This window comes from Micromonospora cremea, assembly GCF_900143515.1.
Taxonomy (GTDB): Bacteria; Actinomycetota; Actinomycetes; order Mycobacteriales; family Micromonosporaceae; genus Micromonospora; species Micromonospora cremea.
Genome location: NZ_FSQT01000001.1, coordinates 879,674 through 906,269, shown reverse-complemented (window position 1 = coordinate 906,269; position 26,596 = coordinate 879,674). Strand labels below are relative to the sequence as shown.

The window sequence follows — 26,596 nt, the reverse complement described above, 5'->3', positions numbered from 1 at the left end:
GCGGTCCGGTCCCCGTTTGCTGGTACGGCCAGCAGGAAGCGTCCTGGGTCGCCTACTACGACACGCTGCATCGGCTTGGTCTTGCCCCGGTACGGGCCGGACGAGGCCGAGCACCTCGACGCGTGGGCCAACCTGGCCCGCTCCTGCGGCTGGTGGTGGCCGGGCGAGGACGTCTGCGTCGTGGTGGACCGGCCCTCGGAGATCCAAACCGAGCCGGTCTCCGCAATGGTGCACGAGCCGGTCCGACTGCGACCTCGTGGTGTGCGCTACCGCGGCGGCTGGCACCCGCTCCTGAAACTGTGACCTGAGCCGATAGCCGGCCGGGTCCAGGGCTCCCATCAGGCCCGGCCGGCACCGCCGTCCACCAGCCAGCCGCTTCCCCTACGCTTTTCACCCACGGAAAGAGCACGCACGAGACGTCGCGGGCAGGCTAGGAAAAGGCGATTCCCACGTACTTGCTCTCGAGATATTCCTCGATTCCCTGGGTTCCACCCTCTCTACCGAGGCCCGACGCCTTCATACCACCGAACGGCGCGGCCGGGTTGGAGATCACTCCCTGGTTGATACCGACCATTCCCGTTTCAAGCCGCTCAGCCAGCCGGATCGCTTTATTCAGGTCGCGGGTGAAGATGTAGGCGGCGAGGCCATACTGTGTGTCGTTGGCAAGAGCTGTTGCCTGCTCGTCGTCGGAAAAGCTGGTGATCGGAGCGACCGGACCGAAGATCTCCTCCGACTGCAGCCGTGCGTCGACCGGCACATCGATCAGCACGGTCGGCGCGTAGAAGAAGCCTTCACTCTCGAGTCGGCAGCCCCCGGTCAGAACCCGGGCTCCCTCCGTCGCCGCGTCGGAGACCAGCCGCTCCACCTTCCGCACCGCGGCCTCGCTGACCAGTGGGCCGGCCTGCGTCTCCTCGTCGGTCGCTGATCCGACGAGGAGAGCGCTCATTCGGTCGGCTAGGCGCTGCGAGAACTGCTCGACGACGGCCTCGTGCACGAGGAAGCGGTTCGCCGCAGTACAGGCTTGGCCGCCGTTGCGCATCTTGGCGAGAAGGGCACCTTCCACCGCAGCGTCCAGGTCGACATCGTCGAAGACGATGAACGGGGCGTTTCCTCCCAGCTCCATGGACACGCGCAGCACGGAGTCTGCTGACTGGGCGATCAGGCGCTTGCCGACAGCAGTTGAGCCGGTGAACGTCAACTTACGCAGGCGCTGATCCCGAATGAGCGGCTCGGCGACACCGCCGGCCCGGCTGGTTGTCACGACGTTGACCACGCCGTCGGGCACGCCGGCCTCGACGAGGACCTGCGCCAACGCAAGAGTGGTCAACGGTGCGAGCTCGGAGGGCTTGACCACAACGGTGCATCCGGCTGCCAACGCGGGCGCGATCTTGCGAGCGCCCATGGCGAGCGGGAAGTTCCACGGCGTGATGGCGAGAACCGGCCCGACCGGCTGGCGTATGGTGAGGATCCGACTGCCGCCCGTGGGCGACTGCGAATATCCGCCACCGACGCGGACGGCCTCCTCGGAGAACCACCGGAAGAACTCGGCGCCGTAGCCGACCTCCCCCCGGGCCTCGGAGATGGTCTTTCCCATCTCCAGTGCCATGAGCATGGCGAAGTCGTCGGCCCGCTTATGGAGCAGGTCGTGCACCCGGAGCAGGATCTCGCCCCGGGTCCGTGGTGGAACGGCGGCCCAGCGGTCCTGCGCTCGCGACGCCGCGGCCAGGGCATCCATGCCGTGGGCCGGACCGGCGTCGGTCACTGCCGCGAGCGGTTGGCCCGTGGAAGGATTCCGCACATCGAACGTGGCGTCCGTGCTCACCCACTGTCCGCCGATGAACGACCCGGTGGGCACGGAGGACAGAAGGAGGCGCTTCGCCTCTGCGGTACCGTCCACTAAGTGCTGGGTCCCGGGGCTCTCAACCACGGTCGGCATGGAACTTCATGAAGTGGTTGACGGCAGCCTGGGCCACCTCGAGGTCCTCCCCCGCGGTTCCGGAGCTGATGCCGATGCCGCCGACCACCTGGTCGTCGACGACGACGGGGAGTCCACCGCCGATCACGGAGAAACGACCGCCGTTCGTGTTGTGGATGCCGAAGGTCGGCTCCCCGGGGACACAGAGCTGGTTGTAGATATGGGTCCCCTTGCGAGCGGCGGCACCGGTGAAGGCCTTGTCGATCGCGGTGGCGATGCTGCTCACCTTGGCGCCGTCCATCTGCTCGAACATGATCAGGTGTCCGCTTTCGTCGGTCACCGCGATGCTCATCGGGATGCCCAGGTCGACGGCGGCCTGACGCGCGCCCTCCACGAGTACGGCGGCGTCGTCTCGTCCGAGCCTGATGACGGTCAGCATCAGAGTTCCTCCACTATCTCTAGGTCGGTCGTCGTGAGGAAGGCACGCAGGTCGTCGAGGTCCTCTCCGGTCACCGGCGAGTACGGCGGGTACGGGGCACCGGCTGGCACGCCCAGAAGATTCAGCGACGCCTTCATCGTTGGTGTCAGGCCGTATCGCATCCACTTCGCCGGATACAGCGAGAACTGCCGTTGTAGCCGTACCGCCTCGGCAACGTCGCCCTTGAGGAACGACTGCAGGATCAGCGATGCGATCTTCGCGGCGGGCGGCGGCAGCGTCACACCGGATCCGCCGAGCTGAAGGCTGATCAGCATCATCTGCACGGTGGTGAAGTAGTGCGCCAGGCCGGCCTGGTCAATTTCTTCGATCAGCCGCGACACTCTTGAGAGATCGCGTGAACTCTCCTTGACGAACCCGATGCTGTCCCGGCTCGCGAGCGCGATGGTCGCTTCGGGGGACACGGTGGCTCCGGCTCCGGCGTTGAGGTAGAGCATGAGCGGCAGCGATGTCTCGCCGGCCACGGCGTCGACGTAGCGCTCCAGATCCCGGGGTGAAGGCTCGCCGCCGAAGGGCCGAAGCGGCGCCAGCAGTTGCACGGCGCTTGCGCCCAGCTCCTCTGCGAAGTGAGTGAGGTCGATGCTGACTTTGAACGACGGGTGGGAGACGCCGACCACGACCGGTCGGCGCCCATCGACGAACTCGATCGTTTTGCGGATCAGCTCCCGCCGCTGCGGGAGGTCGAGGTACTGGTACTCCTGCGCCTCGACGCCCGCCGCGATCACCATGGCAGCGTCACAGTCTTTCACCACGTAGTCGACACCGTGCTTCAGCGCGTCGTAGTCCACGGTCAGCTCTGCGGTGAACGGAGTCAGCGGGGGAACCACGAGACCGGGGATGGTCATGACGGTGCTTGTCATACGAGCGACCGCCTCCGCTTGAGCTGGTCGACCTGGAAGCCCGCGACGGTCTTGTACCGCTCCGTGATCGCACGCAGTTCCTCGTCGGAGACGATGTCGCTCAGGCGCTCGAACGGCTTGTCACCGCTGCGCTCGTGCACCTCGCGCAGGATGGCGTCTGGCGGGTTGGCCCGGTTCATGCGGACGACTTTGCCCGTCGCCTCGACACGCGTGACGTCGTACTCGTGGAGTGCCTCGTCGGTCACGCCATGGCGCTTGAAGCTGCCGGCGAGGATCCGTGCGTCGAGGATCGCCTGGCCTGCGCCGTTGGAGCCTCGCGGGTACATCGGGTGGGCGGCGTCACCCAGCAACGTCGCGCGACCGAAGGTCCACGTGGGAAGTGGGTCGCGGTCCACCATGGGGTAGATCAGGATCGGGTCGGTCTTCTGGAGCATGCCAGGCACGTCGAGGAAGTCGAAGTGCCAGTCCTTGAAGGTTGGGAAGAAGTCCTCGAGCCTGCCCTTGGCGTTCCAGTCGTACAAGTCGGGTCGGGGCCGCTCCAGGGTCGCGACGAAGTTCATCAGCTGGTTGCCCTGGCCATCGATGTTGTTCCTGATCGGGTACACCATGAGCTTGCCGACGCTCATCCAGCCCATGCGGACGGTGTTGGCTCCGCTCAGGAAGGGCGGCATGGGGGTCGCGCCGCGCCAGATGGTGAGGCCGGAGTAGAGGGGGTCGCCCTCGTCCGGATAGAACTGCTTGCGCAGCGCGGACTTGATGCCGTCGGCTCCGACAAGGACCGAGGCGCGGACAGAGGGAAGGTCCTCGCCGTTCGGCCCGATGAAGTGGGCGGTGACCGTGTCGTCACCGAGGTCGACGTGGGTGAGTCGGTGACCGGTGACGACGCTGTCCTCGCCGAGCCGCTCGCGCACGGCGTTCAGGAACACCATCTGCATGTCACCGCGGTGTAGAGAGAACTGCGGCCACGGGTAGCCGGCCGCTTCGCCTGCGGGCTCGGTGAAGATGTGCTGGCCGAACCGGTTGTAGTAGGACGCGTCCTTGGTGCGGATACCGACTTCGTCAAGCGCCGGCACCAGGCCGAGTTCGTCGAGTTCACGAACGGCGTGGGGAAGCAGGTTGATACCGACACCCACGGCCGTCAGCTCGGGCACCGCGTCGTACACGCGGCACTGTATGCCGATCTCTTTGAGGCTGAGGGCGAGGATCAGGCCACCCGCTCCTGCACCGACGATCAGAACCTCGGTGTCCTTCGTTGCATGGGTCATCCAGCGCTCCTATGGAGGAAATCACTGACCTTTGTACGTTACCTAGATTAAGTATCTGGATGAGGAGGGTCAAGAGGTGAGGAGCGGCGAAATAGGTGTGCGGCACCGGTCCGCGAGACGGATGCGTCTACCTCTGGCCCGCTACGCCGTGAAGGACGGCTGGCCGCAGCGTCGAGCCCGGCAGCGGTTCCACGTCAGCCGACCGCGGCGAAGCGGTGGGCCGAGCTTCGGAGCTGGGCAACGTTTCGACAACGGCGGCTGGCGCGTTCGCGGGCGTCAGCAGGGCAGGGGCGATCGCGCCGTCGCCGCCGGAACGCGGCCCTACGCCAAGCCGTCTCCCTCGCGGACCGCCCGAGCGCCGCCATGTCCGCCCGGCTACACGCCTACGACACCAGGCTCACGCCGCACTCGGCGCTCGACCAGCCGCCAGCCGCTCTCCAAGGTCTCAGGCCGGAACACTCATCTCGCGGCCGCCTCTCGCTGTGCGTGGATGGCCGACTGGACGAGGCTCCTGATGGACTCCAGGTCGTCGTCGTTGAGCGGCACGCCGACGTAGAACGCCATGACGGTCAGGGCAGCCGCGCGGTCTTCCTCCGTCAAGTGCGACTGGAAGTAGGCCACGTCGCGCCGGACGCCGTCGGACACCGTCGTGAGGCACCGGCGACCGTGCGCAGTCGCCTCCACCAGGATGACCCGGCGGTCCACTTCCGAGGGACGCCGGACGACCAACTCCTTGGCCTCGAGGTCTTGGACGAGTCGCGACGCGAAGGCACTCGTGACGTTGAGGCGCTCGGCGATCCGGCTCACGGGGAGGGCTCCCTCGGTGACGCCGCCACCGAGGATCTGGATGAGCGCCTGGTGCTGAAGCGGCTCGAGGTCCGAGTTGCGGGCCACCTCGTCGAAGATCCGGAAGGTGCGCCGGATGATGTAGCGAGCGCGTGCGACACCCTCGAAGTAGGCATCCACCTCGGCGGGGGTTCCGCCAGGGCCGCCCCTGAGCGCGGAGATGGTGGCGGCGACGCCGCGGCCTACGCGCCCTGGGTTCCGTACTGTTCGACGAGCCACAGCTATACCTACGCTTCTAAATCGTGGCCGGTCGGTCGCGAACGTGTCCCTACACGTTCGCGATCGCGAATGCGCGGCCAGGCGTCATATTCGCCTCCTGGGGCGCCCTGCTGACTTTATCGGAGGCCTCCCACGGTTAACATCTGCCCGTCTAGCGACGCCTCGAGGCGGAGTCCAGACGATCCACGGCCCTGACTCTGTAGCGGGTGCCGGCGTTGAACCAGGGTCGGGCAGCAAGCTGCTGTCGCCGCGGCGCCTCCCCCGCTGCACGGCGCTCCGGCGATTCGAGCGCAGACGCATCGGCGAGCCGGTGGATCGCCACCCGGGTCCACGGAGTGTTGGATCCCGTCACATCGACCAGGCTGACCCCGCGCCAGGCCGCGGCCTTGAGGAGCATGGGTGCGTGTTCCTCGCGGTACCACGCGTCGAGGTCGTCCAGGTCGCTCCGCGGTGCCGAGAACGCCACGACGAAGAGCAGGGGTACCGCAGCGGCGACGTCGCCGTGCTCCTGGATGACTTCCCCCGTGACCCTGACAAACTGGTCCAGTCCCCCCATCCGCGTCTGCGTGGTCGCGGCCGTCCTGGCCTGCAGGGCTCGGTACGCCTCCGTGCTCAGCACATCCAGACTCGCGAGGTCGTAGATCACCAAACCCATGTCGTGATCGTCTTCAGAGACGTACCTATGGGCGTCGAGAAAGCCCGGCATCGCCAGTCGTCCGGTGACGTGCTCGGCCTCGTACCACGTGAAAAAGTCGTCCACGTCGTCGGCCTTCGGGCGGAGGACCGCGAGAAGTACTGCTGCGCTCACAGTTGTAGCTCCTTGGATTGTTGTGCGTCGTTGTGTGAAAAGGCGGCTCTAGCCAGGTCCTCGCGCACCGCCGGCGCCGGCCCGGGCGGCCTCGGACCCACTGGCGTCATCGGCGTGCCTACCGAACTGCTTCCAGCAGGCCGTGATGACGACGAGGATTACGGTCAGTGCGCACAGGTACGACCACGCGCCGCGGTAGCCGGCCGCCGAGTCGACGAACATGCCGAAAGTGAGCGGCCCGACCATGAAGCCGGCATAGAGCCCCAGTGAGGTCCAACCGGTGGCGCGGCCTACCGAGCCACTGGGCGCGGTGCGCACCACCGTCATCATGATCACGACGTTCGCAGCCAAGGCACTCGCTCCGAAGATCGCGGCACCCAGCCAGACCATCAGGTCACTGACGGCGGCGGCGAGACCGCATACCGCCAAGCCCACGCCCGCCAGGACCGCCAACCCGGTCAGGAGCGACGGCGTATCGAGGATGCGGTCCATCACCCGCCCCCACACAAGGCGTGCCAGCACGCCGGTCCCGCCGAGCGTGGCCGAGACCAGCCCGGCCTCGCTCACCGAGTGGCCGAGCACGTCGTGGGCATAGAGCGGCAGGTAGACGTTCGTCGCCTGGATGACGGCACCGGTCACCAGCGCGTAGGTGGCCAACCACCACACGCTGGGGTCCATGGCCGCACGGGGGGCGCCGGCTCGCGCGGCGCGTGGAGCCGCGGGGCCCACGACCCATCGGGTGGCCGCGAACCCGAGGACCGCCAACGCCCCACAGAGCAGAATCGCCACGCGCCAGCCGAGCACCACGGCAAGTCCTGGGAGGGCGAGACCTGCCAGCAGTTGGCTTGCCTGCACCCCTGACTGCTTCGCTCCCACGACGAGCCCTTGTCGCCCGACGGTCACCGAGCCGGCCACCGCGAGGTTCGTCGCAGGGTTGGAGCTGGCGACCGCCATGCCGGCGAGACCCACGCCGAGCACCAGTGGGACCAGCGAGTGCGACATGCTCACGGCCACCATGGCCGCCCCCGCACAGACGAAGGTGAGCCGAAGCATCCGTTGGGCACCGAGGTGGTCGGTGAGCCGCCCGAATCCGGGGGTGCAGGCGGCCGCCGTACCGAAGGCGACAAGCCAGAGGCCGCCGAACTCGGTCGCCGACAACCCGAGGTCGGAGACGACCAAGGGACCCAGCGCACTCAAGGCATAGTGCGTCAGCGGACCGACCCCCATCCCCAGCGCGAGGTATCCGGCGAGGAGCGGCTCATAGGCGGTCGACGGAGTGCCGCCGTGCCCTCTCATGCGCTGGCGTGCGGCTCTCGCACGCTCTCGAGCAAGGATGTCCTGCGCAGGAACACCCGCTGCGACTCCTCGCTGCTCGCGATGGCACGTAGCTCGTCGAGCCGCTGGGCTCGCACGACCGGGTCCTTCTCCTCGAGCCGCTTCTTGTTGCTCACAGTCTGCTGCTGCACATAGCGGATGTTGAGGTCCCGCCGGCGGCGTTCGTAGGCGTCGAGCACGTCCTCGTTTCGGGAGCCGCGGAAGTCGTCCAACGCCTCGAGGAGCTCGACGGCGTCGTGGATTCCGCAATTGAGCCCGAGGCCGCCGATCGGGTTGTTCACGTGGGCCGCATCGCCGGCGAGGAAGGCCCGGCCTACCCTGAACTGGGCCGCCACGCGCTGATGCACCCGGTAGATCTTGCGGTGCACGATCTCCCCCTGCGACGCGCCGGGGCAAATGCGCTCGAGCCGCTGCATGGACGCCTCGTCGCTCAGGGCCTGTTCGTCGGACTCCCCGACTGATGTGGGAAGCACCACCCGCCAGCGCCCCTTCAGGTCCTCGCCTGCGACCTTGAACAGGTTGGACCACTCGGACGGATCCGCGAAGTAGCTGCGGTAGCTGCAGGACATGGCATCGGCGAAGTCGAAGAGGGAGGTCAGCACCACGAACCGCTCCGGCCAGGTGTAGCCCTCGAACTCGATGCCGAGCCCCTTGCGAACGGCGCTGCGGCCGCCGTCGCACCCGATGACCCAGTCGCCCGTAAGCCGGACCGGCCCGTCGGCGGTCTGCGCATGGACGACGACAGAGTCGGCAGACTGCTCCAGACTCGTGAACGTGCACCCTAGCCGCACTTCGACATTCGGCATCTCCGCGAGCCTGTGCAGGCCGATGCGGGCGAGCTTGTGCTGCTCGGTCTGTACGACGAAGGGGAACCTCGTCTCGTGACGCAGGACGTCGTGGTCGAGCCGTGCAACGAGACTCCGGCTCGGCTTGTCCCAGAAGTCGAAGTGACGGGCGACCAGACCGACGCTGATCAACTCGTCGACCAGGCCCAGGTCGTCGAGCATCTCGAGGGTCGAGGGGTGCAGGGTGGAGGCTCGCGGGTCGTCCTGGACCTGCTCCGCAGCCTCCAGCACGGTTACCTCGAAGCCGCTTCGTGCAGCGGCGAGGGCGGCGACGACACCGACCGGTCCCCCACCGACGACGATCACGTGCCCCATGTCATCCACACTCTTTCGTTCGTGCCGGAGAGAACCACGGGAAGAGACTGTCCGGGAGCGAGTCCAGGAACTCGAGGGTCTCGTCGAGGGTCACCACGTCGGCGTACTTTTGATGCATGTCCAGCAGGTTCACCCGGTGCGACAGCTGCACGCGGTCAAAGGTGCAGTCGGCGACCACGGCCATCCGGTAGTTGTTGGAGAAGCCGTCAATGACGGTGGCCCGCACGCAGCCACTGGTCGTGGCGCCGCACACCAGGACGGAGTCGGCCTTCAGCTCCACGAGTAAGCTGTTGAGCTGTGTGGCGAAGAAGGCGCTGGGCTTCGGCTTTGAGATGACGATGTCGGGATCCTCAGGAGCAATCTGCTCCACGATCTGGTTGCCGCGCCCCCGTGTGACGACTGCGTCCTCAGCTCGCCGGCGGTTCTTGTCCGCCCAGCGTCCGGAGTCGAGTCCGTCGGGACGGGGATCCTGGCCCGTGCTGTAGATGACCGGAATCCCGCGCCGCCGAGCGGCAGCGGTGAGCCTGCCGATGTCCGGCAGCGCGTCCCAGGCATGCTCGCCACAGCTGTTCCGCCACGACCTGATGGAGTCCAGGATCGGCTCGGGGCGGTCGCCACAGAAGTTGTAGTTGACGTCGACGACCAGCAGGACCGGGCGTTCGCCGAAGCCGGCGCGCTGCCCGTAGCCCGCCGTCTCGAAGACCGCGCGCTCATGCTCGTCGAGCAGGCCTTCCAGCACCTCGACGTGGATCGCGGCGCTCACTCCGGGTCCCGCCCGCCGCTGACGCCGGCGTACCAAGGGGCAACCCGCGACTCCAGCCAGCCGACCCCCCGCGTCAGGCCGATGCCGAGCACCATCAGGACGACGACCGGGACGAACAGCGCTGACGTGTCAAACCGCTGGCCCGCGTTGATGATCAAGCCGCCGAGGCCACCGATCGAGGTGAAGAACTCGGCGATCACGATGCCGATGACAGCGCGTCCGATACCCAGGCGCAGACCCGTCATGATGTGAGGCACTGTCGCGGGCAGGATGATCTTCCGCATGATGGCGGTCTCGCTGGCCATGAAGGACTTACCGACCTCGAGGAGGGGCTTGGAGACGGCGTTGACCCCCGCCCACGTACTGATCACGATTGGGAAGACCGTCATGACTACGACCACCGCCACCTTGACGGCGAAGCCGAGTCCGAACCAGAGGATCAGCAGGGGGATGAACGCCACCATCGGCATGGCGTAGCCGCCCGTCACGTAGATGCCGAGGGCTGCCTCGACGGCCCGGTACCGGCCCAACAGCAGGCCGACGGGGATGCCTGCGACAGCAGCGATCAGGTAGCCGAGTAGCAGCGGCTTGAGGCTGTCGAGCAGTGCCGTGAAGAGCGTCCCGTCGGCGAGTTGGTCGCGGAACGAGACGGCGATGGCCGTCGGGTACGAGGCGAAGATGGGGTTCATCCGTCGCCCGAAGATCTCCCACGCCACGAGCAGGACCAACAGGGAGGCGATGGTCACCAGCGTGTAGGTGTGTCGGCCGCGCAGGACCCGGCGCCGCTTCGCGACAGCGGTGGGGTCCGGTCCCTGACGGGTGGAAGTGCGTTTCTGCGCTAGGGAAGTCATCGGTCTCCTCCTCGATCGCGGCCCTGCGGGTCGATGCCGTGCGCGGCTTCACTGTTCTCGTGGACCCGCGCCATGAGCCGGCGCCAGATCTCGTACCTCGTGTGGGCGAACTCGTCGAGACCGCGGATCGCGAACAGGTCCTCGCGCGGCCCGGAGATCGGAATGTCGAAGATGTGATCCACGCGGCCCGGGTTCGGCGACATCAGCACGACCCGGTCCGCGAGCAGAACGGCTTCGTCCAGGTCGTGCGTGACGAAGATGATTGTCTTGCCGGTCTCGCGGTGAACGCGCAGCACCTCGAGCTGAAGACCCTCGCGAGTCTGCGCGTCGAGCGCTCCGAAGGGCTCGTCCATGAGGAGCACTTGCGGTTCAATGCTGAGCGCCCGGGCCAGACCGACACGCTGCTTCATGCCACCGGAAAGCTGGTTGGGACGCCTGTCCATCGCGGCGCCCAGGCCCACGAGTTCGAGCTTCTCGCGGGCGATTCGGCGACGCTCCGCCTTCGGCACGCCCTTCACCTCGAGCCCGAACTCCACATTCTGAAGGGCCGTCCGCCACGGGAAGAGCTCGGCGTGCTGGAACACCAGACCGCGGTCAAAACCGCATCCAGTGACCACTTTGTCGCCCACGGTCACGGTGCCGCTGGTCGCCCGCTCCAACCCCATGATGATGCGCAGCAAGGTGGTCTTGCCGCAGCCGCTCAAGCCGGTCAGGGCGACGATCTCGCCGTCGTTGATCGACAACGACACTCGGTCCAGGGCCTTCAGAGGCTGACTTCCCTTGCGATCCGAGACGGTGAAGTCCTTGGAGACGCTGTCGATGACGACCCTCGGCTGCGACTGGGCCGGTGGAGTCGTCGGAGGGCTCGCCTGCGTCTTCCCGGCGGTGCTGCTTGCCTGCATGGCTTCAGTCCTCCAAACGCTTCAGCGCGGCTTGCTGGTACGAGTCATCGACGAGGGACTTCACATCGATCGACTTCTTGAGATCACCGGACTCCTGCAGCACCTTTTCCAGGTACTCGAGCTTTTTCATGTCGATGCCGGCGTCGGGATCGACCAGCTTCTTCTCGACGATGACGTCGTGGGTGAACGTGACCATGGGGTCGTCCGGGCTCACCTTCAGCGCCTCCGCGGAGATCTTCCTGGCCTCGTCCGGGTGGTCGTACGCGTACCGCAGACCCTCGATTAGGCCCGCCAGGTACCCCGTGGCCAGGTCGTCCTTCTTCTTGAGGCTGTCCTCGCGAGCGATGATCATGTAGCGCGGATAGTCGGGGATGATGTCGGCGGAAAGGCCGAGGACGTTCACGCCGTCCTTCTCGGCCCGGGGGACGTAGTCCGTGGCGTCGGCCGTCGCGTCGACCGTGCCCGCCACCACCGCCCGGTACCGGTCGGGGTTGCCGCCCGCGTTCACCTTCTGGACCGACGTCCAGTCGACGCCGGCGTCTTTCAGCATCAGCTTGGCAACGAGGGCTGGAAGTCCTGTCGGCGACGAGATGCCCACACTCTTGCCCTTGAGGTCCGAAATCGAGTCGTACTTCTTGTTAGCGAAGATCGCGAAAGGGTTGCCCTCCATTGAGGAACCAATCACCTTTGCGTTGAGACCTCCTTGCTGCGCGGCGATGTAGAGTCCGCCGGGGCTCTGCTCGATGGCGTCCACCTCGCCGGAAGCCAGCGCCGGGTAGACCTGCTCCGCGCTCTTGAGCTCGACGAACTCGACGTTGACGCCCTGCTCCTTGTAAAAGCCCTTTGCCTGCGCCATGCGCAAGAAGCCGCAGTCGCTGGTACAGGGCATGACACCCACCTTCCAGGTGGTGCCGTTCGACGCGCTGCCCTTGCCGGATCCAGCGCTGCATCCACTGAGCATCGTGGCCGCGCTGATGGCGAAGACAGCTGCGAGGCGGGGGACGGCTCTCAGCTTCATCGGGGGACTCCCTAAGGGGTGGTTAAGCCAGGTAAGTTATTTCGGTTGAATTTTTGGTGACCTACTTTGGCGATTCGTGATCGACAACGCTGTTCGATGGCGTGGGACGGAGTGGCGGCGTCCTCGGGCGTCCAGCCGCTCCTCGGCACCGCCGCGGCTCACGCCTCGTACCTGACCTCAAAGGTGAGGCAGCCCTCCTCGGACTTCCACGGGCCGTGCTTCATGCCGGGCGGGCGACACGCGTAGTCCCCTGCGGTGAACGTCTGCCCCAACCGCAGGTCCGTGATGGAGCCCTCCAGGATGTAGACCTCCTCCCAGAAGTCATGAGACTGCACACCGTTCGGCGTCGTGTCCGTCTGCGGCTCGAAGCGGAGGATCCGCGTCGCCACGCCGCGCTCCGGGTCGCGGGCGAGGACTCTTTCGGTCAGCTGGGGTACCACGCCCTCACACGGTGTGAACGCGGTCTTTTCAATGGAGACGAACTCCAGCTCGGGCTTCGGCATGTCTTCCTCTCGGCCTTATCTACGGTGGGTGATGGTCAGGAACGCCGCGGAGCAGCGCGGTGCCTCCTCATGAGGACCACAGGGGGGCGAACTCCCTAGCGACCGCTCGCACGAAGGAGCCCCCGGCCCCTGGCAGGGCAGCGCGGCACGCGAAGTCCCGCAGGCTCGCAACGGCGCTGTCGTTGATGGCGGGGTTGTAGAAGGGAAGGTCTCGCTCTACGAGGTTCGCGATCAGCCCTGTCTCCATTGGCGGGAAGAGGCCGTCGGCGACCTTCTCGGCCAGAGACGGATCCTTCCGGAGGGCCCGCTGTGCGCGGACGATCGCGCGGACGGCGGCGGACACGACCTCTGGCGACGTGGCAGCCAGCCTCCGCGACGTCATGAGGGCAGGGAACGTGAAGCCAGCGGCTTCGCCGTCGCAGCGCCGTGCGTCGAAGATGATCTTGCCGATGCCGTCGCGAACCGCGACCTCGGCGCCCATGCCGTTGGCCCAGAACGCGTCGATGCGGCCTTGCTCGAGCGCCTGTGCGGCGGTGACGCCGAACGAAACGCTGGGGGCGTCAGCGCCCGGAACCGGAGCGATGTCGATCCGAGCCTCGTCGAGATCGAGGCCGGCATCGACCAGGAGCTGGCGGAGACCTGTGTCAGGGCCGGGCGCCGCGCCGATCCGCACGTCGCGCAGCGATGTCCACGAGCCGGCGTCAATGGGCGAGTCCGCCGCCACGACGAGGTACCAGTACATGTTGCTCGACAGCGCGGCGACGAGCGTCGTGTCGTCCCACGCTCGCACGTCGTACAGCGGCGCATGCGCGGCACCAGCCAGGAAGTCGATCTCGCCATCGCGCAGCGCGGCGGCCGCGTCGGTGACCGGGAAGAGCAGCTCCAACGTGACGTCGAGGCCTTCCTCGCGCATGAGACCAAGCTCCACCGCCGCAACGGCAGGAAAGTACGAGTTCGAGATCAGGTCGGGAACAGCCAGTCGCATCTCGCGCTCCTCGGTCGGTTGTGATTTAGTTAATCTAGGTACGGTACCTAGAGTCAAGGACTTCGGCGGATACAGCCGCGACGGACTTCCGGCCCACTGGCCCGCTCCGTACGACGTCCTGGCGGAGAGGGCACGCATGCACGACCCGACGCAGCACCCCGAACTCTCGACCGTCTTTGACTCGCTGGCGGCCCGGGCCCCGCGCCTGCTGATCGACAACGAGTGGGTCACGCCCTCCTCCGGGGCCGTGCGCCGCACACTGAACCCTTCCACCGGCACCGAGTTCGCCAGCTACGCCGTCGCCGGTCCGGTCGACGTGGCCGCCGCGGTCGACGCGGCCAGGGACGCCCAGCGAACCTGGGCGCGCACGACGCTCGGTGAACGAGCTCGCTGCTTCGAGCGCCTCGCGCTGGCCATCGAGAACCGCGCCCACGAGATCGCCGTGGTGGACGCGATCGACGCCGGGCTGCCCATCCAGCGAATGTTCGGCGATATCGCCGGGGCGACGAGGTCACTGCGAGGTTGGCCAGGGCTCGCGGGCGCGCTACGAGGTGACGTCCTGCCCGACGATGACACCCTGCACTACACGCGCTACAAGCCGTACGGGGTCGTGGCCAAGATCGTGGCCTACAACCACCCTTTCCTGTTCGCGGTCAAAGGCAGCCTGGCAGCGCTCACCGCGGGCAACGCCGTAGTGCTGAAGGTCGCCGACCAAACGCCCATGTCGGCGCTGCTTCTCGGAGACCTGGTCCGGGAGACCTTCCCTCCAGGAGTCTTCAACATCATCACCGGCGACGCGCACACCGGCGACGCGCTGGTGACGCATCCTGACGTCCGCCGCATCGGTTTCACCGGCAGCGCAGCGACAGGCCGCCTCATCCAGCGCCGTGCCGCCGAACAGGCCGTGCGATCGGTGTCGCTGGAACTGGGCGGAAAGAACCCAATGATCGTCTTCGCTGACGTTGACGTAGCGCGCACCGCCCGTGAGGTCGTGAAGGCGATGAATCTGCGCGCCAACGCCGGCCAGTCATGCGGCTCAACGTCACGGCTGTTCGTCCACGCCGACGTGCACGACGCGTTCGTCGAGGCGTTGGCCCGTGAGTTCTCCGCCCTGACGCTGGGCCCCGCCTACGACCGCGCCGTCGACATGGGCCCTCTGATCAACGCCCGTCATGCCGGCAGAACACGCGACTTCATCAAGGGAGCGGCCGCGGAAGGCGCGACCCTAATCTCGGGCGGACTCGACGACCCCCGTGTTCCGCAACAGGGCTTCTTCGTCGCTCCGACCCTCTTCACCGACGTCGAGCCGCATTCGAGGATCGCGCAGGAGGAGGTCTTCGGTCCGGTGGTGTCCGTGTTCCGCTGGAGCGACTACACGACGATGTTGCGCGACGTGAACAGCGTCGAGTACGGACTCACCGCAAGCGTCTGGACGAATGACGTGAGCAACGCGCTCCGACTCGCCGATGACGTGGAAGCGGGTTACGTCTGGGTCAACGACAGCACGACCCACTACTGGGGAACGCCCTTCGGCGGATGGAAGAACAGCGGCCTCGGACGGGAGGAGTGCATGGAGGAGCTGTTGAGCTACCTGCAGACCAAGAGCGTCCACGTGAAGCTCACCGCCTGACGCGGCGGGCCAAAGAAACGGTGTTCCCGATGAGATCAGCCGACGACAAACGGAGTGGATGGTCATGAAAGCAGCCTTGGTGCAGGTCGCCAGCCCTTTGGACGAGCCGGTCGAAGGTCGCATCGAGCGTGTCGGCGACCTTGTTGCCGGCCTCACCGACGTCGACCTGGTGGTCCTCCCGGAGTTGTGGGCCCCTGGCTACTTCGCATTCGACCGCTATGACGAACTTGCGCAGCACCTCGACGGACCGCTCCTCTCCACGATCAGGGGCTGGGCCCGAGCGATCGGGGCCCACTTGCACGCCGGCAGCGTGCTCGAACGGGACCCAACCGGTCGCCTTCACAACACCGCCGTACTCGTCGATCCGACCGGTGAGGTGCTGTTGGACTACCGCAAGATCCACGTTTTCGGCTATCAGTCCCTCGAGTCGAAACTCCTCAGCGCCGGTCAGCGGGCGGACGTGGCGGACACCGCCATCGGCCAGGTCGGCATGACGACCTGCTACGACCTCCGCTTCCCGGAGCTGTACCGGCACCTCGTCGACCAGGGTGCAGAGCTCGTCATCGTGCCGGCCGCCTGGCCGGCCGCACGCCTTGAGCACTGGAAGCTCTTCACCCGAACCCGTGCGGTCGAGAACCAGGTGTTCTTGCTGGCCTGCAACGCCGTCGGGAAGCAGGGCGACGTCGAGCTGGCCGGCCACAGCGTCGTGGTCGATCCCTGGGGACGCGTGCTGGCCGAAGCAGGCTCCGGCGAGGAGGTCCTGTACACCGAGATCGACCGTGCCACAGTCACGGAAATACGGCACGAGTTCCCCGTGCTTCAAGACCGCCGGCTACGCAATCAGGCGGCCTTCGGCTGAACAGCTTTCCATCTCGTCTAGACGAACCCAAAGGGAAGGACATTTCGTGCCTGACACGCCCCTGATCACTCTCACAGTCGCCGGCACAGCCGACCAGATCCACCTCTCCGATCCCAGGCTCATCGTGGCGGGCTACACCGGCCGCGACCACCAAGCGGTCCAAGCGCACATTGACGAACTGGCCCACATCGGCGTCACACCGCCACCACGCGTCCCGATGTTCTACGAGCTGAACGCTGACCTCCTAACGACGGACGCCTCCGTCGACGTAGCCGGTGACAAGACCTCTGGGGAGGTGGAACCGGTTCTGGTGTTCCACCGGGGGCGCTTCTACCTCGGTGTTGGCAGTGACCACACGGACCGCGAACTCGAAACCCAGAGCATCGCCAACTCAAAGGCGGCGGCGCCCAAACCGATGGGCGCCGCAGTGGTGCCGCTGGTGTCCATCGAAGACCGATGGGACGAAATCGTCGTGACGTGCCGAACCGATCGCCAGCCGTACCAGCAGGGCCGCCTGGCGGCGATGCTGACGCCCCAACAGCTGCTCGGCAAGTTGGAGGCCAATGGCACGAAGCTCACGGCGGACACGGTGATGTTCTGCGGGACCCTGCCGTTGCTGACCGGAGAGTTCGTCTACGGGACCAGGTACGAGATGGAGATGCACCTGCCCGACGGCCAGTCGCTGACGCACGCCTACCAGGTAAAGAACAGGAGCGTCTGATGCGGGCGGCAATCAGAAGTGCTCAACCGCTTCCGCGAAGGCTGTGGTTTCTGCAGCGCGGTACCTGCTTGGGCATGTGATCAGGCGTCGGCGAAGTTTGTCGACGCCTGATGCGATCAGGGGCAGGTACGGGACACCCGGCGCCGTGGGGCTGTGCCGCTTTCTCGACACGGCCCCGAACGTCGCTGTCGGCCGTTCAGCGTCCGGGCTCGAGCTCTATCGGCTGGCTCCAGCTGAAGCTGCCTGGATAGAGGCGAAGCACACCGCGTGCAGCCGGCCGCGTCGTCCGGGCTTGAGGCAGACCAGCCCTGCAATCGAGATCCGGCCGGAGCCCTTGCCCGAGACGGCGACGACGGGCGTGCGCCCGCGTCGGCTCCACCTGCATGATCACGCCGTTCGCAGAGTCTGATCTTGTAGGTGTCAGAAAGTCGGTCAGCCTACGCGGCGGGGAGATGGACGCCGTCGACGGGCAGACGCTGGCCATCGACGGCACGACGTACGCCAAGGGCATCGGCACTCACGCGCCCAGCGACGTCACCGTGTGGCTGGGCGGCGCGTGCAGCCAGTTGCGAGCCGCGGTCGGCATCGACGACGAGGCGCCCAGTCCGGCTCGGTCGCGTTCCAGGTCTTCGGCGACGGTCGGCAACTCGCCGACACCGGGGTCGTCCGGCCCGCTCGGCGTCGACGTCGGCGGAGTGCGCATGGTGACCTTGAAGGTCACCGACGGTGGGGGCGGAGGAACTTCGACCACGCCGACTGGGGCGAGGTTCGGGTGACCTGCGCATAAGCGGGCCGCCGGGAGAGCCGACGAGGGATCAGGAGGGTCCGGTCACCAGACACCGGGCCATCCCGATCCCGCCGGCTCACTCCGATGGGAGGTGCGAGAGGGTGGTCAGGCGGCGGCGGGCCCACCCCTTACCCCCGGCTCACGGCGGACATCTCGACTCCGGCCGGCGCTGGCCAGCATCGTCGTGGTGGTCACCTTGCTCGCCTTGGTCCTGAGCGGACTCGGCCTCCTCTACCGGCTTCGGGTGCCCTGGCCGATGGCAGGACCGAGGTCACCGCGCGGAATGCAACGCCGCCGCCCTCGGGAGTCCGAAGCCTTCGCAAGAGAGATGCGATGGACTCCAACTGATCCCAGTCCCTGGCGATGTCGCAGGTGTGCACCGGCGTGTCGTTCGCACCCAGTGCGGCGAAGCCGCTCGGGCCGGCCGGCCCCGGGGGCAGGCGGGGCGGTCGGTTCCGGTGTGGACAAATTCGGTGACGTCGGGGTGGGTGGCAACGACGGGCGGGGTCATCGACGCGCGCGGACCTCTTGACGGTGCGGAAGTGATCGCTAACATGGGGAGCACGCACGGCAGTAGCGCTCTCACCATCGATAAGACTCCGTCCTGCCTGAGCTAATGCCCCCGCCATCGTCTGCCAAGCCGTCGCCCAATGCGCCGCGATGTTAGCGCGAACATCTCCTTCTGGCGGCGGGGTGGCCGGTGTGTCCCGTCCCGGCCAGCGAGCTGGTCACAGCCCCAGAACAAGGAGAGTGACGTGAGCAAGCAATTCTCCCGGCGGAACCTGTTGCGCATTGGCGCGTTGGCGGCCGCCGCCCCGGCCGCGATGACCCTCGCGCCAACCGCGCCCGCAATCGGTTCGGGCGGTACCCCCGGCGACCGGGGCGGCGCCGGAAGCAAACACCCACGGCCGGGCTGGGAGGCCGCCAACTGGCGGGTCAAGCCCTTCGCGCTGAACCAGGTCGCTCTGCGCGACGGCATCTTCCAGCAGAAGCGCGACCGGATGCTCAACTACGCCCGGAACTACCCCGGCACCGGCGGTGTTTTCGACGGGCCGGACCGCATGCTGCACCTGTTCCGGGTCAACGCCGGCCTGTCCGCTCCCGGGACCTGGCCGGGCGGTTGGGACACGCCAAATCACCTGCTGCGCGGCCACTTCACCGGCCACTACCTGACGATGCTGTCGCAATGTTGGGCCGACACGGGCGAGGAGGTCTTCCTCGACAAGCTCGACTACCTGGTCGAGGAACTGGGCAAGTGTCAACGGGCGCTGGATGCCCGGCCGGTGGGTAGGGTGCCGGGCCGTTCGGGCAAGGCGGTACGGCTCAGCGACCCGCACCCCAACCAGTACGTCCTGCTGCCCGCGGGCATCCTGGCGGACGTCGCGGACGTCACCATCACAGCCTGGGTGAACCTCGTGGCGGCGCAGAACAACGCCAAGGTCTTCAGCTTTGGCACGGGTGGAAACGTCCACCTCTCACTGATCGCGCGGGTCTCGGCGACCAACCCCGGTCCGCGTTTCGCGATCACCAACAGCGGCACCAGCGCCGAGCAGCGGATCGCCGGCGACAGCATTCCCGTCCCAGTCGGTCAGTGGGCGCACGTCGCGGTCACCCTCTCCGCCGCGGACGGCACCGGTCGGCTCTACGTCAACGGGGTCGAGGCCGGCACGGCCGCCATCACGCTCACCCCGGCGAGCCTCGGTGCGACCGGCAACAACTGGATCGGGCGCGGGCAGAGCAACAACGATCCGCTGCTGAACACGTCGGTCGACGACTTCCGGATCTATCGTCGGGCGCTGAGCGGGACCGAGGTGCAGGCGCTCGCTGCTGAACAGGCGTCGGCCCCGGCCGGGTCCCCGGCAGACCTGGTCGCCTGGTACCGCTTCGACACCGACGGCGAGACCGCAAGCGACCACTCGGGCAACCGGCGGGACGCGACGATCATCGGCACCAGCTACCACGGTTTCCTGGCCGCGTTCCCGGAGGGCCAGTTCAGCCGCCTCGAGCCGCCGACACTGCAGCCCAACAGCGGGCCGAACGCGGTCTGGGCGGTCTGGTACACCTGCCACAAGATCATGCGAGGGCTGCTCAACGCGTACCACCTGACCGGCAACGAGGAAGCCCTCGACATCGCCTTCCGGATGGGCGACTGGGCCCACCAGCGGCTCAGCCGGTACAGCCAGGATGAGCTAGATCGAATGTGGAATATCTACAGTGCGGGCGAGGCCGGGTCGATGAACGAGGTGATGGCGGAACTCTCGGCGCTGGCCCACGGCTCCGAGAAACGGGCGCAGTACCTGGCGACGGCGAAGGCTTTCACCTTCACCACCCTGTTCGACGCCTCCATCGCCGAGCGCGACGAGCTCAACGGGCGCCACGCCAACCAGTACATGGCGCCGAACATCGGCTACCTGCGGATTTTCGAGGGGACCGGTGACCGGGACTTCCACGTCGCGGCCAAGCACTTCTGGTCGATGGTGGTGCCGCACCGCACCTTCAGCAACGGCGGTGCCGGCCGGAGCGAGCACTTCGGCCCGCGCGGCGTCATCACCGCCGGATTCACCTCATCGTCGGACCCGAGACACGCTGAGACCTGCTGCGCCTACAACATGCTGCGGCTGACCCGGAACCTTTTCTTCCACGACCCGGATCCGGCCTACATGGACTTCTACGAGAAGGCCCTGCACAACCAGATCCTCAGCTCGCGGCGGGACGTGGACAGCGTGACCAGCACCGAGGTGACGTACCACCAGAACATGTGGCCGGGCCGCTCCCGCCGGATCGGTAACACCGTCGAATACAGCCGGTACGGCGGCAACGGCAGTTGCTGCAACGGCACGGGACTGGAGAGCCACACCAAGTACCAGGAGACCATCTATTTCCATTCGGCCGACGAGTCGACGCTCTATGTCAATCTCTTCATCGCCTCGACTCTCACCTGGCGCGACCGGGGCTTTGTCATCACCCAGGAGACGCGGTACCCGACCGAGGGTTTGAGCCGGCTCCGCTTCGAGCAGGGTGGCGGGCGGTTGAAGGTCCGGCTGCGGGTGCCGGCGTGGGCGACGCAGGGCTACACGGTACGGGTCAACGGGCGCGGCCAGCGGCTGGAGGCCGAGCCCGGCAGCTACGTCACCCTCGACCGGCGCTGGAACCGCGGCGACACGATCGACATCGACATGCCGATGAGCTTCCGGGTGGAGAAGGCCCTCGACGACAAGTCGGTCCAGTCGATCATGTATGGCCCGACCCTGATGGTGGTCCGCGACGCGACGCCGAGCTACCGCGAGTTCAGCTTCTATCGCGACCTCAAGCTCAACGGCGATCTGGCCAATTCGATCCAATCGACCGACGTGCCGATGCACTTCACCACGCACGGCTACACACTGGCGCCGTACTACATCTCCGACCCGGTGCCCGGCGAGTTCAACGCCTACCACCCGTACGTCAAGCGGATCGAGCCCGAGGTGGTCTTCGGCACGGTCGGGTCGGGAGTGCCCAACGACGGCGTACGCGACGAGAACGGCGAGACCTTCCTCGACCGGGTCTGGGCCGAGGCACCGTTCGCCAGCCACGGGCACTTCCTCCACCGTGTGCGGCAGGTTTCGACCGAGTGGGTCACCGCCGGCCGGCACACCGAGGAGCAGCGGCAGGCGATCCTCGACGCCGCCACCCAGGCGCGGCGCGACCTGGACGGCTGAGCGTCGTCGCACGAGTCCGGTCCGGGCGGTGTCACCGTCCGGACCGGCCCCGCGCTGCGGCCAACCCCATCCTGGGCCCCCGGCGACGGCCGTGATCAGGAACGCGATCCGGAAGTTGTGATGCCGTGGCGGCAGCCGATGATCGCGCAATGTCGCACCTGGGCGTGGGCAGCGGGGCGGGGGGTGGTAGCGGGGCGCGCTTGCGCACCTGAAAGACGCGGTACACGACCTACGCCCGCCTATCAAGGGTGCTGGGAATCCCGATACGGCTGTCCCTGTCCACCCACGTGGACGTCCCCACCACTGGTGTTGTCGTTGTGACCTACAGGAGGTCATCTCTTGGATACCAGGATCCAGAACGTCCGACTGAACGCCACGTCAAACGAGCAACTCATGGCTCTGGCAAACGCCGGGGCCGCAGCTTTCGGCCATACCGCCACACTCCAGGTGGACCGGGCCCTGGCCCAGCTTCTGCGGTTACGCGTCGCACAGATCAACAATTGCAGCTACTGCCTTCTGGTGCATCACGCCGCTGCCCGCACCGCCGACATCCCGCCGTCCAAGGTCGAGACCCTCACCGCGTGGTGGGAGACGCACCTGTTCACCGAGGAGGAGCGAGCCGCGTTGGCCTACGCCGAGGCGTTGACCCGAGCGGCCGACGCCACCGTCAACAACCGGGTCCAGGAGGCACACGACAGGATGGCTACACACTTCACGGAGGACGAGATCCTGGAGATCGTGGCCGCTGTGATCAACATGAACATCTGGACGCGACTCAAGCTCGCCGAGGGTGCCATGCCCACGACGGCGCCTCCCGCGTGAGTTGATACCCGGCCCTGTCATCGGAGCAGGCTGGCAGCCGGCCGGTCTGCCTGCTGGCGACCTCGAACTCGAAGCTTGGCCAGATTGCCGGTCTTCGGGGTTCGGCACGCCTGGATACGTGGTCATTTCGCCGCAGCGGTTGGCTGCCAACTGATTCGTTCATAGCAGACCAGGGCGATCAAGATGATGGCGACCAGAGCGAGGGCGGCGAGGGGGGGAAGGTGTCGGGCGACGGGCAGCAGCGCGAGGATGGTGCCGGCCGCGAGGATCGGGGCGGGTGGGGTGTGCCGGACGGTGAGTTGAAGGAACAGGGCCCGACCAATGAGGTAGAGGGCCGGGCCGCCGAACAGGGCTGCGGTTGAACTCCAGTCCAGCGGGGTCCCAGCTGGCTGCTGGGGTGGGTGGTGGGCTACGTGGACGAGGACCACCTCGATGCCGAGGGCCAGGTAGATGATCCCGGCGATGAGCGCGAAGTGAGTCAAGCTGTAGGCGATGCTGCCGGTCCGAGCCCGGTCGGGAGCGGGGATCCGCGCCAGGGCTTGTCCGGCAGGTGCAGCGGCGTTTTCGAAGTACAGCCACCACAGGGCCAGCGCCGTGGTCAGGGCGAGCAGCGCAGCGATCAGGACCGGCCAACGAGTGACCGCCGATCCGGCGCCGACGCCCACCGAGATCAGCGACTCGCCCAGAGCAATGATTACCATCAGGCCGTGCCGCTCGGCGAAATGACTGGGGCTGGGCAACGGAGCGCGTCCGGCAGACACCGCGATGAATAGGCCGCCGACGCAGTCGATGAGGAACGCCGCGGCCCACAACAGCGTCTGCGTGGCGCCGCCGAACACCGCGCCGAACAGCAGCGCAGGCACGCCCACCACGACCGGGATGACCCGGAGGCGCAGCGAAGCGCGTAGCTGCGTTTTACCGGCCGATATGTGCCAGATGAGGGCCAGATATACCGCCCGGACGACGATGTAGACGAAGGCCAGCGTCATGGGCGCGGCCAGTGACTGGGTGCCATGCCGCCACGCCTCGGGGAGGACCAGGGCGGCCACGAACATCGCGGCCATCACAGCGGAGTTTCCGGCGCGGACCAGGCCCACGTCGGCGCGGACCTGGTTGGCCAACCAAGCGTAGTTAGTGAACGGCCACCACAGCAGCAGCAGGAGCACAAGGCTATGCGCCAGCCCGAGTGGCGTCGGCGCCTGTGCCGTGAACGTCGCCACCCGAATGAAGGCGAACACGAACACCAGGTCGAAGAACACCTCGAACGGCGTGGTCCGATGGGTTTCCTCGGTCGGCACCGGCGGCCCGGCCCGGAAGATGTGCCTCATAGGCCAATCTTTGTTCGCCCACCATCCGACAGATCCGGATTCAACATTTAACCCGGCAGCCGCCGCTGTCCACCACGGATGACTTCGGCGCAGCTCGCAGATACGCCACTTCGACCTCTCGACTGCTCTGGGCGCGATGAGGATGCGCGCGTGCGACATCTGCCAACCCGTCCAGGCCCTCATCCCGGTACCAGCGCGCCTGGCTAGCATGGTCAACTCGATCAGCCACGACGAGCAGGCACCGCGCCACCCTGCCCGCACCGTCGACCCGCTGCTGGTGACGGCGCTACTCGGCTTCGGCCCAGGCCACCGTCGATCGGCTACGCCGTCAATGAAACGCGCTTATTTACGGGTCGCTGGTGCCTCCCGGCCGAGGCGGGCCCGGGCTCGGGCCATACGAATGGCGGCGGTCAAGGTCGTGATGTCGTAGGCGCCGTAGTGGCGGCGGCCGTTGATGAAGAACGTCGGGGTGCCGGACACTCCGCTGTTGTCGGCCGAGTCGATGTCGCTTTCGATGCGGCCGGCGTGGGCGTGGCTTATCAGATCGTCGTGGAAGCGTTTCTGATCCAGGTCGAGGTCGCCGGCGTATTTGATCAGATCAGTGATGTTCAGCTTGTCGTGGTGTTCGAGCAGCAGGTCGTGCATCTGCCAGAACTTGCCCTGAGCGGCCGCTGCTTCGGCGGCCTCGGCTGCTAGCCCGGCTTGCGGGTGCACGTCTGACAGAGGCAGGTGACGCCACACGAAACGCAGGTCGGCGTGGCCCAACAACTGCCGGACGACTGGCTCGGCCTTCCCGCAGTACGGGCACTGGAAGTCGCCGTACTGCACCAGCGTTACCGACGCACCGGCTGGGCCGCGGACGTGGTCCCGCTTCTCGTCGACTTCTGGGATGAGGTCGATCAGCTCCGTCATGTCGCCGATGAGCGCCCGGGTGCGCTTGTCCTTGGGCAACATGTTGGTGACGCGAAACGCGGTCCAGGTCAGCGCTGAGGATACGATCGAGGCGCTGAGCACCCCGACTTTGGCCTCGGCCAGTTGGTCGCCGGTGAAGGCCAGGCTGGCGATCAGCAGTGACACCGTGAAGCTGACACCGGCGATCGTGCCGCTGCCGAGAACGCCCGCCCAGCCCACGGCCGGACGGATGCGGCCGTGTGAGATCCAGGTGAGCCCGGCCGAGGTGCCGATCACGGCGAGCGGCTTGCCGACGACATACCCGAGCAGCACGCCCCAGGTGACAGGCGACGCGAACGCCTGGGCGAGGAACGGACCATCGATGATGATGCCAGCGTTGGCCAGGCCGAACAGCGGCACGATGACGTAGCTGGACCAAGGGTGGTAGATGCGCCGAAGGCGGTCGTTGGGCGAGAGCGTATTCGCGAGGCCGATCGAAGCCGTACGCGCGAGCTTGGGCGTCGGCTGCTCACGGAACGACCGGAACAGCCCGCTGACCTGCTCGAGCTCAGCTCGGCCGGGAGAGTAGGCGAAGGCCGTCAACCCGATGGCCAGTCCGGCCACCACCGGGTCGACTCCGCTGACCAGCAGCGCGCCCCACATCACGATGGCGACCGGCGCGTACGCCGAGCCACGTCGGACGCCGGCTGCGCGGATGGCCAGCATGACCGCGAACGCGGCTACGGCCACCACGATGGGCATCATCGTGATGTCGTCGCTGTAGACCAGGGCGATGACGATGAGTGCGATCAAGTCGTCGACCACGAACACGGTGAGCAGGAAGATCCGAACCTGGTCGGGCACGCCCCGGCCGAGCAGTGCCAGCAGACCCAACGCGAGGGCGGTGTCGGTTGACATCGCCACGCCCCAGCCTTGCGCGCCCGGCCCGCCGTGGTTGATCACCAGGAAGATCAGCACCGGGATCAGCATGCCGATCACGCCGGCCACGCTGGGCAGCACGAAACGTCGCCGGTCGCGTAGGTCGCCGAGGTCGAACTCGCGCCGCGTCTCAAGGCCGACGACCAGGAAGAACAGCGTCATCAAGCCGCTGTTGATCCAGGTCTGCAGGTCGCGGGAGAGCTCGAGGTGCCCGAGGCGCAGGGACAGTTGGGTGCGCCAGACGGCTTCGTAGGAGCCGAGGTCGATGTTGGCCCAGAGCAGTGCGGCGATGATGGCGGCCACGAGCACGCCGGCGCTGCCGGACTCAGTTCGCAGAAAGGCTCGCAGCGATGGCGCTAGATCCGGCTTCCAGATCGTTCGGCCGCTCATCTTGGTTTCGGTCACACGTCACCTTCCGACGCGCTGGCCGGGCCAGCATGGATAGCTAGATCACGTGCCGCAATGCGGGCACGCGACCGCTCGGTTCAGTACTGATCGCGCTGCCCCAGCTGTGGCCGGCTGCGGAGAGAGCGACGAGGCCCGCGATGCCCTGCAGGGCGCAGGCGACTTTCAGTGAGCTCATGGGCGGGACGACCGCGCACATGATCGGAGCGATGGTGAACCCGGCGATACCCACGAGGAAGATTCTCCTGCGGCCGTAGCGGTCGCCGAGCGCGCTGGCCAGCAGGATCAGCGCGGCCAGGCCGCGACCTGGATCAGCTCGCTGGCACAGCTCAGCGCGTCAACGTCGAGCCCGGCATGTCCATCGCCTTCCTCGACGAGGCACTGCAACGCTCGCTCGAACGCGGCGCACCGTCCACCGTGGCCCAGCTGATCACACTGCGAGCCATGTACGACGCCGGCCTCACCCCACCGTGTTCGTCGCGCCGATCCTGCCCGAACTGACAGACAGCACCGAGCAGACCGACGAGTTGATCGGCACCCTGGCCGACGCAGGGGCAGGCAACATTCGGCTCGCGCACGCCCCGTCATTA

General features: G+C 67.0%; 25 protein-coding genes. 8 read left to right on the top strand and 17 right to left on the bottom strand.

Going from position 1 to position 26,596, the window contains the following annotated elements; translation table 11 throughout:
* Nucleotides 1–75 precede the first annotated feature (75 nt).
* Nucleotides 76–303, top strand: a complete 228-nt coding sequence (locus tag BUS84_RS39525) for a DUF6745 domain-containing protein (RefSeq protein WP_244298368.1) — start codon at nucleotides 76–78, stop codon at nucleotides 301–303.
* A gap of 127 nt (nucleotides 304–430) precedes the next feature.
* Here BUS84_RS39525 and BUS84_RS04150 read toward each other — a convergent pair whose 3' ends face one another.
* The 14 genes from BUS84_RS04150 to BUS84_RS04085 all read right to left on the bottom strand — a co-directional run bounded on the left by BUS84_RS04150 (nucleotide 431) and on the right by BUS84_RS04085 (nucleotide 13,926).
* Nucleotides 431–1,822, bottom strand: a complete 1,392-nt coding sequence (locus BUS84_RS04150) for an NAD-dependent succinate-semialdehyde dehydrogenase (protein WP_244298367.1) — start codon at nucleotides 1,820–1,822, stop codon at nucleotides 431–433.
* Nucleotides 1,823–1,919: 97 nt separating this feature from the next.
* The gene (locus tag BUS84_RS04145; RefSeq protein WP_074308888.1) at nucleotides 1,920–2,354 is read right to left on the bottom strand and encodes a GlcG/HbpS family heme-binding protein; all 435 of its coding nucleotides are present in this window, start codon (nucleotides 2,352–2,354) and stop codon (nucleotides 1,920–1,922) included.
* Complete coding sequence (locus BUS84_RS04140) at nucleotides 2,354–3,256, bottom strand: dihydrodipicolinate synthase family protein (protein WP_208869518.1); 903 nt, start codon at nucleotides 3,254–3,256, stop codon at nucleotides 2,354–2,356. The genes BUS84_RS04145 and BUS84_RS04140 overlap by 1 nt, the downstream gene beginning before the upstream one ends.
* An 11-nt stretch (nucleotides 3,257–3,267) precedes the next feature.
* Nucleotides 3,268–4,536 carry a flavin-dependent oxidoreductase gene (locus tag BUS84_RS04135; RefSeq protein WP_074308885.1) on the bottom strand — a complete coding sequence of 423 codons (1,269 nt, stop codon included), beginning with the start codon at nucleotides 4,534–4,536 and terminating at the stop codon, nucleotides 3,268–3,270.
* A gap of 459 nt (nucleotides 4,537–4,995) precedes the next feature.
* Nucleotides 4,996–5,502, bottom strand: coding sequence for a MarR family winged helix-turn-helix transcriptional regulator (locus BUS84_RS04130; RefSeq protein WP_074308883.1), 507 nt, complete (start codon nucleotides 5,500–5,502; stop codon nucleotides 4,996–4,998).
* A 250-nt stretch (nucleotides 5,503–5,752) separates the two neighbouring features.
* Nucleotides 5,753–6,409 (bottom strand): hypothetical protein, encoded by a 657-nt coding sequence (locus BUS84_RS04125; RefSeq protein ID WP_074308881.1) that lies wholly within the window; start codon nucleotides 6,407–6,409, stop codon nucleotides 5,753–5,755.
* 48 nt (nucleotides 6,410–6,457) lie between these two features.
* Complete coding sequence (locus BUS84_RS04120; protein ID WP_280175126.1) at nucleotides 6,458–7,636, bottom strand: MFS transporter; 1,179 nt, start codon at nucleotides 7,634–7,636, stop codon at nucleotides 6,458–6,460.
* A 65-nt stretch (nucleotides 7,637–7,701) separates the two neighbouring features.
* On the bottom strand, nucleotides 7,702–8,904 hold the full coding sequence (locus BUS84_RS04115; RefSeq protein WP_143728219.1) for an FAD-dependent oxidoreductase: 1,203 nt from the start codon (nucleotides 8,902–8,904) through the stop codon (nucleotides 7,702–7,704).
* 1 nt (nucleotide 8,905) lies between these two features.
* Nucleotides 8,906–9,667: an isochorismatase family protein gene (locus tag BUS84_RS04110; protein ID WP_208869517.1), complete on the bottom strand. Its 762-nt coding sequence runs from the start codon at nucleotides 9,665–9,667 to the stop codon at nucleotides 8,906–8,908.
* On the bottom strand, nucleotides 9,664–10,518 hold the full coding sequence (locus BUS84_RS04105; protein ID WP_084757163.1) for an ABC transporter permease: 855 nt from the start codon (nucleotides 10,516–10,518) through the stop codon (nucleotides 9,664–9,666). The genes BUS84_RS04110 and BUS84_RS04105 overlap by 4 nt, the downstream gene beginning before the upstream one ends.
* Nucleotides 10,515–11,420 carry an ABC transporter ATP-binding protein gene (locus tag BUS84_RS04100; RefSeq protein WP_084757161.1) on the bottom strand — a complete coding sequence of 302 codons (906 nt, stop codon included), beginning with the start codon at nucleotides 11,418–11,420 and terminating at the stop codon, nucleotides 10,515–10,517. The genes BUS84_RS04105 and BUS84_RS04100 overlap by 4 nt, the downstream gene beginning before the upstream one ends.
* A 4-nt stretch (nucleotides 11,421–11,424) precedes the next feature.
* Entirely contained in the window at nucleotides 11,425–12,438 is a 1,014-nt protein-coding gene (locus BUS84_RS04095; protein ID WP_074308875.1) for an ABC transporter substrate-binding protein, read from the bottom strand.
* A gap of 158 nt (nucleotides 12,439–12,596) precedes the next feature.
* Entirely contained in the window at nucleotides 12,597–12,941 is a 345-nt protein-coding gene (locus BUS84_RS04090; protein ID WP_074308873.1) for a cupin domain-containing protein, read from the bottom strand.
* Between the two features lie 67 nt (nucleotides 12,942–13,008).
* On the bottom strand, nucleotides 13,009–13,926 hold the full coding sequence (locus BUS84_RS04085) for an ABC transporter substrate-binding protein (protein ID WP_074308871.1): 918 nt from the start codon (nucleotides 13,924–13,926) through the stop codon (nucleotides 13,009–13,011).
* A gap of 136 nt (nucleotides 13,927–14,062) precedes the next feature.
* Here BUS84_RS04085 and BUS84_RS04080 point away from each other — a divergent pair, with 136 nt between their 5' ends.
* From BUS84_RS04080 to BUS84_RS04055, 6 genes are all read left to right on the top strand, one after another.
* Nucleotides 14,063–15,556, top strand: a complete 1,494-nt coding sequence (locus tag BUS84_RS04080) for an aldehyde dehydrogenase family protein (protein WP_074308870.1) — start codon at nucleotides 14,063–14,065, stop codon at nucleotides 15,554–15,556.
* Between the two features lie 79 nt (nucleotides 15,557–15,635).
* A complete protein-coding gene (locus tag BUS84_RS04075) occupies nucleotides 15,636–16,415 on the top strand; it encodes a carbon-nitrogen family hydrolase (RefSeq protein WP_244298365.1) in 780 nt (259 codons plus the stop codon).
* A gap of 46 nt (nucleotides 16,416–16,461) precedes the next feature.
* Nucleotides 16,462–17,136 (top strand): DUF2848 family protein, encoded by a 675-nt coding sequence (locus BUS84_RS04070; protein ID WP_074308869.1) that lies wholly within the window; start codon nucleotides 16,462–16,464, stop codon nucleotides 17,134–17,136.
* Nucleotides 17,137–17,519: 383 nt separating this feature from the next.
* A complete protein-coding gene (locus BUS84_RS04065; protein WP_074308868.1) occupies nucleotides 17,520–17,912 on the top strand; it encodes an NPCBM/NEW2 domain-containing protein in 393 nt (130 codons plus the stop codon).
* 766 nt (nucleotides 17,913–18,678) lie between these two features.
* Nucleotides 18,679–21,621: a beta-L-arabinofuranosidase domain-containing protein gene (locus BUS84_RS04060; RefSeq protein ID WP_074308866.1), complete on the top strand. Its 2,943-nt coding sequence runs from the start codon at nucleotides 18,679–18,681 to the stop codon at nucleotides 21,619–21,621.
* 393 nt (nucleotides 21,622–22,014) lie between these two features.
* A complete protein-coding gene (locus BUS84_RS04055) occupies nucleotides 22,015–22,443 on the top strand; it encodes a carboxymuconolactone decarboxylase family protein (RefSeq protein ID WP_074308864.1) in 429 nt (142 codons plus the stop codon).
* 122 nt (nucleotides 22,444–22,565) lie between these two features.
* On the opposite strand, the gene BUS84_RS04050 is transcribed toward BUS84_RS04055, so the two are convergent.
* The 3 genes from BUS84_RS04050 to BUS84_RS04040 all read right to left on the bottom strand — a co-directional run bounded on the left by BUS84_RS04050 (nucleotide 22,566) and on the right by BUS84_RS04040 (nucleotide 26,238).
* Complete coding sequence (locus BUS84_RS04050) at nucleotides 22,566–23,741, bottom strand: low temperature requirement protein A (RefSeq protein WP_208869516.1); 1,176 nt, start codon at nucleotides 23,739–23,741, stop codon at nucleotides 22,566–22,568.
* A 372-nt stretch (nucleotides 23,742–24,113) separates the two neighbouring features.
* Nucleotides 24,114–26,006, bottom strand: coding sequence for a Na+/H+ antiporter NhaA (gene nhaA, locus BUS84_RS04045; RefSeq protein ID WP_244298364.1), 1,893 nt, complete (start codon nucleotides 26,004–26,006; stop codon nucleotides 24,114–24,116).
* A gap of 40 nt (nucleotides 26,007–26,046) precedes the next feature.
* Complete coding sequence (locus tag BUS84_RS04040; protein ID WP_074308861.1) at nucleotides 26,047–26,238, bottom strand: hypothetical protein; 192 nt, start codon at nucleotides 26,236–26,238, stop codon at nucleotides 26,047–26,049.
* A gap of 122 nt (nucleotides 26,239–26,360) precedes the next feature.
* Here BUS84_RS04040 and BUS84_RS38125 point away from each other — a divergent pair, with 122 nt between their 5' ends.
* Nucleotides 26,361–26,507 (top strand): hypothetical protein, encoded by a 147-nt coding sequence (locus BUS84_RS38125; protein ID WP_159450976.1) that lies wholly within the window; start codon nucleotides 26,361–26,363, stop codon nucleotides 26,505–26,507.
* Nucleotides 26,508–26,596: the final 89 nt, after the last annotated feature.